Annotated in this window: 12 protein-coding genes and 1 tRNA gene; 3 read left to right on the top strand and 10 right to left on the bottom strand. The window is 67.6% G+C overall.

Going from position 1 to position 13,779, the window contains the following annotated elements:
- Positions 1–147: 147 nt before the first annotated feature.
- Together AACH06_RS11320 and AACH06_RS11315 are read right to left on the bottom strand one after the other, a co-directional pair.
- Positions 148–732, bottom strand: coding sequence for a rhomboid family intramembrane serine protease (locus tag AACH06_RS11320; protein WP_341425784.1), 585 nt, complete (start codon positions 730–732; stop codon positions 148–150).
- Between the two features lie 47 nt (positions 733–779).
- Positions 780–864, bottom strand: a tRNA-Leu gene (locus AACH06_RS11315).
- 147 nt (positions 865–1,011) lie between these two features.
- On the opposite strand from AACH06_RS11315, the gene cysM reads away from it, so the two are divergent.
- Positions 1,012–1,917: a cysteine synthase CysM gene (gene cysM / locus AACH06_RS11310; RefSeq protein ID WP_341425936.1), complete on the top strand. Its 906-nt coding sequence runs from the start codon at positions 1,012–1,014 to the stop codon at positions 1,915–1,917.
- A gap of 3 nt (positions 1,918–1,920) precedes the next feature.
- Positions 1,921–2,472 (top strand): NUDIX domain-containing protein, encoded by a 552-nt coding sequence (locus AACH06_RS11305; RefSeq protein WP_341425783.1) that lies wholly within the window; start codon positions 1,921–1,923, stop codon positions 2,470–2,472.
- Positions 2,473–2,588: 116 nt separating this feature from the next.
- Here AACH06_RS11305 and AACH06_RS11300 read toward each other — a convergent pair whose 3' ends face one another.
- The 3 genes from AACH06_RS11300 to AACH06_RS11290 all read right to left on the bottom strand — a co-directional run bounded on the left by AACH06_RS11300 (position 2,589) and on the right by AACH06_RS11290 (position 6,609).
- Complete coding sequence (locus AACH06_RS11300; RefSeq protein ID WP_341425782.1) at positions 2,589–2,816, bottom strand: sulfurtransferase TusA family protein; 228 nt, start codon at positions 2,814–2,816, stop codon at positions 2,589–2,591.
- 20 nt (positions 2,817–2,836) lie between these two features.
- Entirely contained in the window at positions 2,837–3,703 is an 867-nt protein-coding gene (gene galU / locus AACH06_RS11295) for a UTP--glucose-1-phosphate uridylyltransferase GalU (protein WP_341425935.1), read from the bottom strand.
- A gap of 62 nt (positions 3,704–3,765) precedes the next feature.
- Positions 3,766–6,609, bottom strand: coding sequence for a valine--tRNA ligase (locus AACH06_RS11290; RefSeq protein WP_341425781.1), 2,844 nt, complete (start codon positions 6,607–6,609; stop codon positions 3,766–3,768).
- A 127-nt stretch (positions 6,610–6,736) separates the two neighbouring features.
- On the opposite strand from AACH06_RS11290, the gene AACH06_RS11285 reads away from it, so the two are divergent.
- On the top strand, positions 6,737–8,116 hold the full coding sequence (locus AACH06_RS11285) for a S41 family peptidase (protein WP_341425780.1): 1,380 nt from the start codon (positions 6,737–6,739) through the stop codon (positions 8,114–8,116).
- Positions 8,117–8,247: 131 nt separating this feature from the next.
- On the opposite strand, the gene AACH06_RS11280 is transcribed toward AACH06_RS11285, so the two are convergent.
- The 5 genes from AACH06_RS11280 to AACH06_RS11260 form a co-directional block, all read right to left on the bottom strand.
- Positions 8,248–9,666, bottom strand: coding sequence for a DUF58 domain-containing protein (locus tag AACH06_RS11280; protein ID WP_341425779.1), 1,419 nt, complete (start codon positions 9,664–9,666; stop codon positions 8,248–8,250).
- A gap of 13 nt (positions 9,667–9,679) precedes the next feature.
- The gene (locus AACH06_RS11275) at positions 9,680–10,660 is read right to left on the bottom strand and encodes an AAA family ATPase (protein WP_341425778.1); all 981 of its coding nucleotides are present in this window, start codon (positions 10,658–10,660) and stop codon (positions 9,680–9,682) included.
- Positions 10,657–12,243: a DUF4350 domain-containing protein gene (locus AACH06_RS11270; protein WP_341425777.1), complete on the bottom strand. Its 1,587-nt coding sequence runs from the start codon at positions 12,241–12,243 to the stop codon at positions 10,657–10,659. The genes AACH06_RS11275 and AACH06_RS11270 overlap by 4 nt, the downstream gene beginning before the upstream one ends.
- Entirely contained in the window at positions 12,240–12,908 is a 669-nt protein-coding gene (locus AACH06_RS11265) for a DUF4129 domain-containing protein (RefSeq protein WP_341425776.1), read from the bottom strand. The genes AACH06_RS11270 and AACH06_RS11265 overlap by 4 nt, the downstream gene beginning before the upstream one ends.
- A 127-nt stretch (positions 12,909–13,035) precedes the next feature.
- On the bottom strand, positions 13,036–13,770 hold the full coding sequence (locus AACH06_RS11260; RefSeq protein ID WP_341425775.1) for a hypothetical protein: 735 nt from the start codon (positions 13,768–13,770) through the stop codon (positions 13,036–13,038).
- Positions 13,771–13,779 lie beyond the last annotated feature (9 nt).

Below are 13,779 nucleotides of genomic sequence, written 5' to 3'. Positions count from 1 at the left end.
ACACCTCCATCGCCATCGACGAGTGAAAGCATGCGCCTTCGCAGGGCCCGTTGGCGCGAAGGGGTTTTCGAGGAGGGGGCCGGCGGGCCAGGCGGGTGATCGGTCCGGCCCGCGCGTCTCAGACGGAAGGGCCCGGCTCCACGCGCTTCAATGGACGCGGCGCGGACGCCGGGCGCGCGAACGCCAGTAGCGGATGTGCAGCCAAGCACCGAGAGCGCCGGTGAGCATCGCCAGCTCGACGACGCTGCGCGACGAGGCGAGGTTCAACACGAAGGCCATCGCGCCGAAGACGATGACAAAGGTCTTCATCTTCATCGGGATCGGCGGGAACAGCGGCATGATCGTCCGGTCCGGGAAGAGCATGGCCGTGGCGAAGAGCAGGCCGTAGAGCGCGGCCGAAGCGCCCGAGCCGGTGCCGCGGAAGCTGTCGGTCACCCACATCAGTGCCAGCGCCGTCACGGCCGCGGTCAACACGCAGACCAGCAGAAACTGGCCAAAACGCTTCCATCCCCACAGGCGTTCCAGGTCAGCGCCGAACATCCACAGGCCGAGCATGTTGAAGAACAGCTCGAGCGGGTCGTGGTGGAGAAGGGCAAAGGTCAGCGGCTGCCACGGCCAGAACGCGCCGGAGGAGACCGGCTGCAAAGACAGCCAGGGCCCGATGGGCAGCAGCAGTGAAACGCAGAAGACCGCTGTGCAGATCAGCAACAGCGCCTTGGTGACAGGAGGCATCGGCGGCATGGGGTGTCGCGTCGCTTGAGCTTGAAGCTGAGGGTCACTGGTGCCCGGGGCCGGACTCGAACCGGCACACCTTGCGGCGGCGGATTTTGAATCCGCTGCGTCTACCGATTCCGCCACCCGGGCCAGTGTGTGTGCTTGCGTAGCTCATGCTATCCGAGCCGCTGCGTGTTGCAGTGCCTGAAAGCATGTCGGTCGCGGATTATGGCATGCGAAGCCCACGCTTTTGCCCATGCACCCATAATGCAACGCAGCCTTCTTCAAGACATCGACATGCCTGCCTACAAGACGCTGGAAGATGCGATCGGATCCACGCCGCTGGTGCGGCTGCAACGCCTGCCCGGGCCAGAGATACAAGCGCGAGGCAATGTGATCCTCGGCAAGCTCGAAGGCAACAACCCTGCGGGCTCGGTGAAAGATCGGCCGGCGATCAACATGATCCGTCAGGCAGAGGCGCGTGGCGAGATCAAGCCTGGCGACACGCTGATCGAGGCGACCTCGGGCAACACTGGCATCGCGCTGGCCATGGCGGCGGCGATCAAGGGCTACCGCATGCTGCTGATCATGCCGGAAGACCTGTCGATCGAGCGGGCGCAGACGATGAAGGCCTTCGGTGCCGAGCTGATCCTGACGCCCAAGTCGGGTGGCATGGAGCTGGCCCGCGACCTGGCCGAGCAAATGCAGAGGGACGGCAAGGGCCGCGTGCTGGACCAGTTCGCCAACCCCGACAACCCGCGCGTCCACTACGACACCACCGGGCCGGAGATCTGGGCCGACACCGACGGGCAGGTCACCCATTTCGTCAGCGCGATGGGCACCACCGGCACCATCACGGGCGTCTCGCGCTTCCTCAAGGAGAAGAAGCCGGGTGTACGCATCATCGGTGCGCAGCCTTCGGAGGGCTCGCGCATCCCCGGCATTCGCAAGTGGCCGGAAGCTTACCTGCCCAAGATCTACGACCCCAGCACGGTCGACGAAATGGTCTACGTGAGCCAGCAGGACGCCGAAGACATGGCGCGCCGCATGGCAGCCGAAGAGGGCCTGTTCGCCGGCATTTCGGCGGCTGGCGCCTTGTGGGTGGCGCTGCAGGTGGCCAAGGTGGTGGAGAACGCGACCATCGTCTTCGTGGTGTGCGACCGTGGCGACCGCTACCTCTCCACCGGCGTGTTCCCTGCCTGAGCAATGGCCGTCGAGTACAAGTTCTGCCCGACATGCGCCCAGCCGCTGGCCTGGATCGAGGCCGGTGAAGATGGCGGGCCCAAGAGCCGCCTGCGTTGTGCGGCCTGTGGCTTCACCCACTGGAACAACCCAACGCCTGTCTTGGCGGCGGTGGTCGAGTGCGTGGACCGGGGTGGGCGGCTGCTGTTGGCGCGCAACGCGGCCTGGAGTGGCCGGATGTTCGCGCTGATCACCGGCTTCATGGAGGCCGGCGAGACACCCGAAGCCGGCATCGCGCGCGAGGTGCTCGAAGAAACTTCGCTCACCGCCGACGCGGTTCACCTGATCGGGGTCTACGACTTCCAGCGGATGAACCAGGTGATCATCGCTTACCACGTGCAGGCCCGCGGTGAGATCAAACTCTCGCCCGAGTTGGCCGAGTACAAGCTGTTTGCACCCGGCGACACCCTCTGCTGGCCCGCCGGTACCGGCTATGCGCTGGCGGATTGGCTTCGGGGCCGCGGCATCGAGCCGCAATTCATCGACTGGTCGAAGCCGGAGACGCCCCGCCCTTGAAGGGCACGGTACTCCATGCTCTCGCCGCTGCGGGACGCTCAGCCCGGTAAGAAAAAAGGCCACCGTCGAGGTGGCCTATCTCATGGTCCGTTGCCGCTGAGCGGGCGTCGGTGCGATCAACGCCGCCGCAGGAAATGGATGAAGTCGGTGTTCTGCGTCTGCTGTTCGACCAGTTCGTTGCCGGTCTGACGGGCAAAAGCCTGGAAGTCGCGCACCGAGCCAGGGTCAGTGGCCACCACCTTCAGCACTTGTCCGCTGCTCATGTCGGCGAGGGCCTTCTTGGCCTTCAAGATCGGCAGCGGGCAATTCAGGCCGCGGGTGTCGAGTTCCTTGTGCACGTCCATGGCACGTCCTTGGTCGCTGCTCACAGTTCCAGGGTCTTGAGGTACTCGCGGAACCCTGGGCCAAGTTGCGGGTGGGCGAGCGCCAGCTCGACGTTGGCCTCGAGGAAGCCTTCCTTGCTGCCGCAGTCATAGCGTTTGCCCACGTAGCGGTAGGCAAAGACCTTCTCGCGGCGCATCAGCGCGGCAATGCCGTCGGTGAGCTGGATCTCGCCGCCCACACCGCGAGGCTGGTTGGCGATTTCGCGGAATACGCCCGGCGTGAGGATGTAGCGGCCGGCCACACCCAGGCGCGAAGGCGCGTTCTCGGGCGCGGGCTTTTCGACGATCTGTGTCAGATCCATCATCCGGTCGTTCACCGGCGTGCCAGCGACGATGCCGTAGCGGCGAGTCTGCTCAGCCGGCACCTCCTGCACCGCCACGATCGACGCATGCCATTCATCGAACTGATCGACCATCTGGCGCAGGATCGGCGGCTCGCCGACCATCAGGTCGTCGGCCAGCAGTACGGCGAAAGGCTCGTTGACGACCACGCACTGAGCGCACAACACGGCGTGTCCCAGGCCCAAAGCCTTGGGCTGTCGGATGTAGATGCACTCCATGTCGTCGGGCTTGACCGACGACACGACGGCCAGCAGCTCTTTCTTGCCCGCCGCTTCCAGCTCGGATTCGAGCTCGTAGGCGGTGTCGAAATGATCGGGGATGGCGCGCTTGTTGCGGCCGTTGACGAAGATCATCTGCCGGATGCCGGCCGCATAGGCCTCTTCAACCGCGTACTGGATCAGCGGTTTGTCGACCACCGGCAGCATTTCCTTCGGCTGGGCCTTGGTGGCGGGCAGAAAGCGCGTGCCGAGGCCCGCGACCGGAAAAATCGCCTTGTTGATCTTCATGTAGTGTTCGTTTCTCATGGGCATCCGTGCCGGTGGGCAAACATTGTGCCGGTAGCGGTGGCTCAGGCAGCGGGCAGGCGGCTCAGTTGATCACGCAACGAGTCGAGAGTGCGTCGGAATTCCGCCAGGCGCTGGCGCTCCTGCGCCACCACTGCCTCAGGCGCGCGGGCCACGAAGCTCTCATTGCCCAGCTTGCCTTCGGCCTTGCTGATCTCGCCTTCGATGCGTTTGATCTCCTTGCCGAGCCGCTCGCGTTCGGCGGCCACGTCGATTTCCACTTTGAGCGCCAGGCGAGCTGCCCCCTGCACGGCCACCGGGGCCATCGCGGTGGCGGCGGCGAAGGCGGCTTCGTCGGTCATCACCTGCACCTCGCTGACCTTGGCCAACGCTTTCAGCACCGGTGCCGCGGCCGTGAAGAACTCGGTTTCGCCGATCACCACCAGCGGCACACGGTCGCTCGGCGACAGCCCCATTTCGCCGCGCAAGCCCCGGCAGGCGCCGACCATGGCCTTGAGCTGGGCGGCCCAAGCGTCTGAGGCCGGGTCGATCTTGTCGGGCTGTGCCACCGGGTAGCCCGCCGTGGCGATGGTGGTGCCATCTCCGTCGGTGCGGCGGCCGGCCACCACCGCCACCGTGTCCCACAGCTCGGCGGTGATGAACGGGGCCACCGGATGCAGCAGGCGCAGCACCGTCTCCAGCACGCGCACCAGGGTCCGGCGGGTGGCGCGCTGCTCGGCTTCGCCGCCCGTCTGGATCTGGACCTTGGCGATTTCGAGGTACCAGTCGCAATACTCGTCCCAGACGAACGAGTAGATCGCGTTGGCAACGTTGTCCAGCCGGTAGTCTGCAAAGGCCTGCGCGACGGCCATCTCGACACGCTGCAGCTCGCTGGCGATCCAGCGATCGGCCTGCGAGAACTTCATGTAGCCATGGAAGGCGCCGCCAGGCTCGCACTCAGCCTTGGTGTGCTCCTTCAGGCCGCAATCGGCGCCCTCGCAGTTCATCAGCACGAACTTGGTGGCGTTCCAGAGCTTGTTGCAGAAGTTGCGGTAGCCCTCGCAGCGCTTGGAGTCGAAGTTGATCGTGCGGCCCAAGGTCGCCATCGCGGCGAAGGTGAAGCGCAGCGCGTCGGCGCCGTAGCCCGGGATGCCGTTCGGGAACTCCTTCTCGGTGGACTTGCGCACCTTTGGCGCCGTCTCAGGCTTGCGCAGCCCGACGACGCGCTTGTCCAGCAACGCCGGCAGATCGATGCCGTCGATCAGGTCGACCGGATCGAGCACGTTGCCTTCGGACTTGCTCATCTTGTTGCCGTGCGCATCGAGCACCAGGCCGTGGATGTAGACGTGGCGGAAGGGCACCTGGCCGGTGAAGTGCTTGGTCATCATGATCATCCGGGCGACCCAGAAGAAGATGATGTCGTGCCCGGTGACCAGCACCGAGGAGGGCAGGAACAAGTCCTGTTCAACCGTCTTCTCGGGCCAGCCCAGCGTCGAGAAAGGCACCAGGGCGGACGAGTACCAGGTGTCCAGCACGTCCGGGTCGCGGGTCAGCGCGCCGGTGTAGCCGGCGGCGTCGGCCTTGGTACGGGCCTCGGCTTCTGTGCGCGCGACGAACACCTCGCCCTTGTCGCCATACCACGCCGGGATCTGGTGGCCCCACCAGAGCTGGCGCGAGATGCACCAGTCCTGGATATTTTTCATCCACTGGTTGTAGGTGTTGACCCAGTTCTCCGGCACGAACTTCACCTGGCCCGAGTCGACAGCCTCGATCGCCTTCTGCGCGATGCTGGTGCCGTCTTTTCCGGGCTTGGTCATCGCGACGTACCACTGGTCGGTCAGCATCGGCTCGATGACCTGGCCCGATCGGGCGCAGCGCGGCACGGTGAGCCGGTGCTTCCTGGTTTCGACCAGCAGGCCTTGCTCTTCCAGCTCGGCGACGATCTTCTTGCGCGCCACATAGCGGTCCAGGCCGCGATAGGCCTCGGGCGCCTCGTCGTTGACCTTCGCTTCGAGCGTGAAGATGGTCAGCATCGGCAGGCCATGCCGCAGGCCCACCTGGTAGTCGTTCGGGTCATGCGCCGGGGTGACCTTGACCACGCCGGTGCCGAACTCCTTGTCGACATAGGTGTCGGCGATCACCGGCACCAGCCGGCCGGTGATGGGCAGGCGAACCTGCTTGCCGATGAGGTGCACATAACGCTCGTCTTCAGGGTGCACCATCACCGCGGTGTCGCCCAGCATCGTCTCGGGGCGCGTCGTGGCCACCACCAGTGATTCATCGCTGCCCTCCACCGGGTAGCGGATGAACCAGAGGTGGCCGTCTTCCTCTTCGCTTTCGACTTCGAGGTCGGACACGGCGGACATCAGGCCCGGATCCCAGCTCACCAGGCGCTTGCCGCGGTAGATGAGGCCCTCTTCATAGAGGCGGACGAACGTCTCGGTCACGGTGGTCGACAGCTTGTCGTCCATCGTGAAGTACTCGTGCTGCCAGCTCACCGAATCGCCCATGCGGCGCATCTGGCGGGTGATGGTGGCGCCGCTTTGCGCCTTCCATTCCCACACCTTCGCCACGAAGTTCTCGCGGCCCAGGTCGTGGCGGCTGACGCCTTGCTCCTGCAACTGTCGCTCGACGACGATCTGCGTGGCGATGCCGGCGTGGTCGGTGCCAGGCACCCACAGCGTGTTGAAGCCCCGCATGCGGTGGTAGCGCGTCAACGAGTCCATGATGGTCTGGTTGAACGCGTGCCCCATGTGCAGCGTGCCGGTTACGTTAGGGGGCGGCAGCTGGATACAGAACGAGGGTTTGCTGGTGTCCAGCGTGGGCGCGTAGACGCCGCTGTTTTCCCACAAGGGGGCCCAGCGGGCCTCGATGGCGGCGGGCTCGAAGGATTTGGCGAGTTCGGTCATGGGCGAGGAACGGCGTTTGCCTGCAACAGCTTGACACGTAAAGCTTGTCAACCTGAGCGGCGCCAGAAGAGTTGGGCCGATTGTAGGTCGCCCCTGTGGGCGCCCCGACCCCCTTGAGGAGACCTGAATGAGCTTCCTGACCCAAGCAAAAAAGAACTGGTGGGGCCGCTGGCCCGGTCGCGCTGCGGCCGTCGCGGCAGCGGCGTTGGTGGCGGCATGCGGCGGTGGCGGCACCGATGGCGGCCCGCTGACCTGCTCGGCAGCCGACGAGAAGATCTGGCTGCGCGAGTACATGGACGACTGGTACTTCTGGTACAAGGTCAGCCCCAGCCCCGATCCGGCGGGCTACCTGTCGGTGGACAGCTACTTCAACGCGTTGCTGTACCAGGGCGGCTTGCCCGATTTCCCGCGCGCCGACGATTGGAGCTACATGGTCTCGCAAGAGGCCTACGACCGCACCTTCGGTGACGGACGGACGCTCGGCTACGGGGTGATGGTGGCGGGCATCGAGGTGCAGGGCCACCCTGATTGGCCGCTGTACATCCGTTATGTCGAGCCCGGTTCCCCCGCGGCGTTGGCCGGGTTGCAGCGGGGTGACCGCATTCTCACGGTGAACGGCAAGCCGGCCTCGCAGATCATCTCGGACAACAACTACGCCGATCTGTCGCCGGTGAACACCGGCGATGTCGTCACGCTGGGCATCCGCAACGACGATGGCGACAGCACGGTGCGCCTCACGGCCACCATCTATGACCTCGACCCGGTGCCGTACAGCCGCGTGATCACCACGCCGGATGGCCGCAAGATGGGCTACGTGCAGGTCAAGGACATGATCGACCAGGCCCTGGCGCCCTTCGACGCGGTCTTCGGCCAGTTCAAGGCGGCTGGTGTGCAGGACGTGATTCTGGACCTGCGCTACAACGGCGGCGGCCTGATCTCGGTGGCAGACAAGATCGCCTCGTTCCCGAACGGTGCCGCCACCAATGGCAAGGTGTTTGCGAGCCTGCTGTACAACGACAAGCGCTCGGGCAACAACGAGAGCTTCCGCTTCCAGAACTACGCCAACGCCACGGGGCTGTCTCGTGTCTACGTGCTGACGGGCCCGCGCACCTGCTCGGCCAGCGAGCAGGTCATCAACGGTCTGCGGCCTTACGTGAACGTGGTGACGATCGGCGACACCACCTGCGGCAAGCCGGTGGGTTTCCTGCCGCAGGCCGATGGCTGCGGCTCGGTGGTCAACGCCGTCAACTTCGAGTCGGTCAACTCGCGCAACGAAGGCCGGTACTTCGACGGCTTCGACGCGACCTGCCCGGTGGCAGAGGATTTCAGCCAGCCGCAAGGCTCGGAAGCCGATCCGCTCATCATCGCTGCCGAAGACCATGCCGATGGCTTTGGCTGCCCCACGCTGTCGGCATCCCAGAAGACCAAGATCCTCGGCCTGCGCAAGCCGTCCGAGCGGCCCAAGTGGGTGGAGGCCGGCGAGCGCCGCGGCATGATCGGCCGCTGAGCTCCGCAGGCGGCCGTGCTCACTGCCGGCCGCCCCCGGGTCAAGAGCGCTTTGGTCTGCTGTGTCTGAGGCCTGTGCCTGAGGCCCGCGCGTGAGACCCGCGACTGAGGCCCTGGGGGCTGCGGCGGTCGCTACAGCTGGTGTGAGGCCTTGATGGCCTGGTAGCGCTCGACCAAGGCCGCGGCCAGGTGCTGGGGTTCCACGTCCACCAGCAACGCGTGCTGCGAGGCCAGGCGGCGCATGGCGTCTTGACGTGCCTGGCGGAAACTGTGTGCCGCTGCCACCTCGGCAGCGCGCATGCCGCTGGTCAACGGCATGTCGATCATCGCGTCGAGCGCGCGTTCGCGCAGGCTGGCCAGCAGCACGAGGTGACGGGTGCGCAGCAGACGCAGGGCCGGCAACAATTCGGGCAGGTCGTCATCGCGGCAATTGGTGGCGATGATGACCAGCGACCGGCGCTTCTCCTGGCGCATCAATTCGCGCGCCGCATCCAGGTAATCCGAGTGTTCGATGCCGGGTTGCAGGTCGTGCAGTGCGCTCAACAGACCATCGAGCGTCGCCTGCCCCTTGCGCGGCGCCAACTGGCGCCCTTGGCCGGGCGGGTGCCCAAAGGTGCGAACGCCGACTTCGTCGCCGCCCTTGAGGGCCACGTAGGCCAGCAGGATCAGGGCATTGAGCGCATGGTCGAAGTGCGAACCTGGGTGCGCGCCTGACTGCGCGCCTGAGTGGTTTCCTTGGGCCCCGGCGTCACCTTCGTCGGCCCGCATGCGGCGCCCGCAGTCGAGCAGGCAGATCACGCGCTGGTCGCGTTCGTCCTGGTACCGCCGTACCACGGGGTGGCCTCGTCGCTGGCTGGCGCGCCAATCGATATGCCGCACCGGATCGCCGTCACGGTAGTCGGCCATGGAATGAAAGTCGGTGCCCGCGCCGCGGCTGGCACTGGTCTTGATGCCGATCTCCGACAAGCGATGCTGCCCGGCCAGCCACGCATAACCGGCGACGGCCGCGAAGTTCGGGAACACACGCAGAGCCTGCAGGTCGCCCACCTGGCATTGCAGCTCCCACAGGCGCCATGGGCTGCGCAGGCGCAGGCGGGCGGGCGACAGGATCGTGGCGCCTCGAGCGCGCGGCAGCAGCTCGTAGTGGGCCTGCGCGCCCCCGCTGGCCGGTAGTTGGATCGGCAGCGGCAACTGTGCGCTGTCGAAGCTCGGATCCAGGCCGTCAAACAGCAGCCCCGTCCACGATCGCGGGCCCGGGTTGTCGATTTGCAGTTCCACCCGATGCGCCACGCCGACCGACAGCACCTGCGGCAGGCGGCGGCGCAGGCGGATGGGGTGTCGCCGCAGGGCCAGCATCGATCGCACCAGGTCGTAAGCGGCCAAACCAGCGGCCACTGCCGTGAGGCCCGCCCAGGCCCGTGCGACCTGCTCGGGTGCCATGCCGAGCAGCCACGCAGGAAGGGACAGCAAGCCCAGGCCCAAGGCCATGAGGCTCAGGCGCCCGGTGGGTACCGGGCTGGCCCGTCGCTGCGGAATGGCTGGCGGTTTCACTCGGACCGCACCCTCAGCTGCGCGGCGCGTCGGTGCGCTCGACGAGGTCTTGCAGGATGTCGTCGACGCGGCGTCCGTCGAGCTGCGCATCCGGCGCCAGCATCACGCGGTGACGCAGGGCCGGCAGCGCGAACCGTTTGACATCGTCGGGGATGGTGAAGTCGCGGCCGTCGAACAGCGCAGCCGCACGGGCCACCCGGATCAGCGCGATCGCGCCGCGCGGCCCGGCCCCCTGGCTCAGGCCGGGGGCTTCGCGGGTGGCGCGGGCGATGCGCACCGCGTAGTCGGCCACGTCGCGCTCGACGCGTACCTGCGTGGCCCGCGATTGAAGCTCCAGCAACGCGTCGCGGCTGAGCAGGGGCTGGACGGCGCCGAGCGGCAGTGCATCGCCCGCCTGCTCCAGCGTGGCCCGCATCACCACATCCACTTCCTGCTCGGCCGCGGGGTAGTCGATGTCCACCTTCAAAAGGAATCGGTCGCGCTGGGCCTCGGGCAGCGGGTAGGTGCCTTCGGTGTCGATCGGGTTCTGCGTGGCGAGCACCATGAAAGGGCGGGGCAGCGGCAGGGTCTGGCCCTCGATCGTGACCTGGGTCTCCTGCATCACCTCGAGCAGCGCGCTTTGGGTCTTCGCCGGAGCCCGGTTGATTTCGTCGGCCAGCAGCAGGTGGGTGAACACCGGGCCTCGGCGCAGCCTCAGCTCACCACCGAGGCCCTGGGTGTCCAGCACCGCATGGCCGGTGATGTCCGAGGGCATCAGGTCGGGCGTGAACTGAACCCGGGCGAAGTCGAGCGACAGAGACTGGCCGAGCGCCCGCGCCAGCAGCGTCTTGCCCAGGCCGGGCACGCCTTCCAGCAGGATGTGGCCGCTGGCCAGCAGGGCGACCAGCGCCGTATCGACCACATCGGCCTGTCCGACCACTGCCTTGCTGATTTCGCGTCGAAGCGCGTCGATGGTGTCCCGGGTGTGCTGCAGTTGTTCTGGTGTGAGGCTCATGTCGGTTCTCGCTGAATGGCCGGAGGCTCAGGGTTCGGGGCGGCCGGCGGGCCGCCGCGGCCATTGCTGGCCGATGGCTGTGTCTGGGTGGCGACGTGGGCGGGGCTGCGGCCGAGTTCCAGCAATCGCCGGCGGGTCGACTCCATCAGCGCCAGTGCGCGGGTGAGGGCGGCCGCATCCCGCCCGACGGGATCGGCCCAGGCTCGGGCCAACTCGTCCGCCGACACGTCGGTGTAGGCCGCCAGCAGCGCGATGCGTTGCTCGTCGGGCAACTGCGGCCAGCGCGGCAGGTGTGTTCGCGCCGCCTCGTCGAGCGCGCGGCGCTGCGCCCGGTGAATGGCCTCGGGGCCGTGGCGCCACCAATAGGCCGCGGTGCCGCGCACCTGCTCGACCACCGAGCGCCTGGCCGGGGTCTCGGCCTCGCGCAGCGGGGCGAAACGCACGCTCCAGCGCCACAGCAGCAGCGCGAGGGCAACCAGCGCCAGCACGCAGGCGGCCGGCATGAAGCGCCACAGGGTGGCAAACAAGCCGGGGTGGTGCCCGCTGTCGACGATCCAGATGGTCTGGTTGGGATGCAACTGCGTGATGGCGGCGAACAGCAGCGCCTGATCGGCGTCTTCCAGCATCGCCCGCTGCGGCATCGACCATTGGGTCGACAGGGTGACGGTGCCTCTTCCCACGGCGACGCGCGCCACGCGCAGGCCACGAGCGTCGCTGACCGACCAGAGCGGCGCCAAATCGGCCCGGAGCGTTCCATGGCCGCGGAAACACACCTGGTACGGTCTGGCCTCGCCAAACCAGCCGGGCTGGTCCGAGGGTTCGCGAACCGGCGGGCACTTTTCTCGCACGCGCGGCTTGGGGCTTGAAGCGGCTTCGCTCGCTGGCGCCGCGGCCAAGGGGGCGGACGCGGCAGGTTCGGCGCCGGTGGCCGCCTCGTCACCGTCATCGTCACCGCCTTCGTCGTCGTCACCGTCTTCGCCCGCGTCGTCGAACGACTCGTCGGCGTCCTGGGGCGCCGGGCATTCACCGATCGCGGGCGCTGCCGATGCAGCTTCGCTGGCGGCCATTGCGCTGGCGCTGGCGGCCATCTCGCTGGCGCTGGCGGCCGACGCGCCCGCGCTGGGGGCCGACGCTGGCTCGTTCGCGGCCGATGCCGCTGCGCTGGCGGCGGTGGCCCGTTCGGCGGCGCGCGACCGGGCGTCGCCGAATTTCACCGGTATCCACCGCGCCAGAGACTCATCGTCGCCCACCATCCGGTAGACCACGAGATGGCCGCCTTGCTCGACCCAGCGTCGAAGCGCGGCCTCACGTTCGGGCAGAAAGCGCCAGTTCACATCCTCGATCAGCAACGTGGCCGTTTCCGGGGGCATGGCATCCAGCTGTTGGCGCACTTCGACCGTCGCACCCAGCTTGGCAGCCAGGCGCTTGGTGAGGAAATGCGGGTCTTCCGCGGCCTCGCCTTGCGGTGGATCTCGAACCTCTCGCGTGGCCCACTCCGTGGCGGAGACGAGCCAGACCGCCGTCAGGCCGGCCAGGGCCAGGCCGCCCAGCCACCACAGGACGAGGCGCGTGTCGATCTTCATGCGCCGGCCTCGGGTGTCATGCCGGGCGGGCCGGCCAGGCGCGTCTCGAAATGCTGGCACAGGGCCCGCACCTCGTGGTCTTCGGGCCGCTGCCCGCCATAGCTGGCCAGCAACCTCGCATGGGTCACCTGTGCGAAGAATTCTGCTGGCGCGGCCGGCAGATGGCGCCGCGCCAGCACGAGGCAATCTCCCTCGGTGCTGCTGCCGCGGATCGGCAGGCCATGGCGGTGAACCAGGCGCGACAGCGCTCCGCGGTAGAGCAAGACCAAGGCGCCCCGCGCATCGCCGCCTTGCCACAAGGCCAAGGCCGCAGCGCCGATGTCGTCGGGCAGTGATTCGGGCCGGATGTCGTACTGCCGCACGCGCTGCGGCGCCCCGGTCTCGATGTCGAGCCGGGCGTCACTCGACGCTCTGTGCCGCGCGCGCAGGAACATCACCACAAACACCGCGGCGGCCACGGCGCAGAGCGTCCAGATGCCCACCCGGCCGGCGCGGTTCAGCCAGTCGCCGAATTGGCGCCACCAGGCCCACGAGTCGTCCGGGCGCTGGGGCTGGGCTGGGGGCTCGGCGCGCTTGAAGCGCAGGTAGCGCTCGGTGTGCTTCTGGCCGAAATGGCCCTCGGCCCGCAAGGAATCGACGGCCCCGGTCACCGCGGATGCCGTCATCGCAGGTGCGGAGGCACGCTCACTGGCCGCAGCCGGGGTCGCGCCGGCCGCAGCGGAGCCAACGGTCAGCGTCAGCGCCATGCCGATGAGGCAGGCGACCAGGCGTGGCCGAGAAACTCGCCGCCTCTCAGAGCGCAAACGCACGTCGCAGCTCCTGTTCTACATCCCACGCCTCCAGCTCGACACGCCGGTTCAGGTACATCGAGAAACCGGCCGCCACAAAGAAGGGTTCGAGAAACACCGCGGCGATCAACTGGCTGGCCGCAAAGAGGTGGGCCAGCAGCTCGTTGTCGAGCAGGAAGCTCCACCAGCGGTTCGAGGTGCTCGCATCGAAGGGGGTGAGCCAGTACAGCAGCGAGGTGATCGCCGTTGCCAGCAGCATCTCGATCAACCAGAACATCGCCTGCTGCAGGTAAGCCACGCCCCGCTTGCCGCGCAGCAGCAGCCGGCGGCGCTGACGGGCCGCCGCACCGCGCAGCCCTTCGAGCTGGTCGACCGGCTGGGTGTACGCCCGCCAGGGCGACAGGCGCACGAGTGTGACGGCACGCGCAATGCCGCGCCAGGTGAGCAGCCCATCGGCGTGCCAGACATCGCGGGCGGCCACGGGTTGGCCGAACGCCGTGCGCGCGAACACCAGCAGCGCGGCGCGGTCCAGCCAGGGTTTGAAGAGGAAAAAGACCAGCATCGGCGCGAGGGGGTCCCACCACCAGGTCGAAGCGGCCACCATGGCCAGCAGGGCAGCCGCCGGCAGGTAGGCACGCGCCAGCGTGGCGGCGTGCTGCTGCACCATGCGCGCACCCAGGTCGACCGATTCGAGCATCAGCCGGGGGCGCAGGCCCAGGGCGAGTCGGTCAGCCCACATCGGCGCGCC

The organism is Ideonella lacteola (genome assembly GCF_038066555.1).
Classification (GTDB): domain Bacteria; phylum Pseudomonadota; class Gammaproteobacteria; order Burkholderiales; family Burkholderiaceae_C; genus Ideonella; species Ideonella lacteola.
The sequence above is the reverse complement of the archived record's forward strand: the minus strand, read 5'-3'. Positions and strand labels throughout refer to the sequence as shown.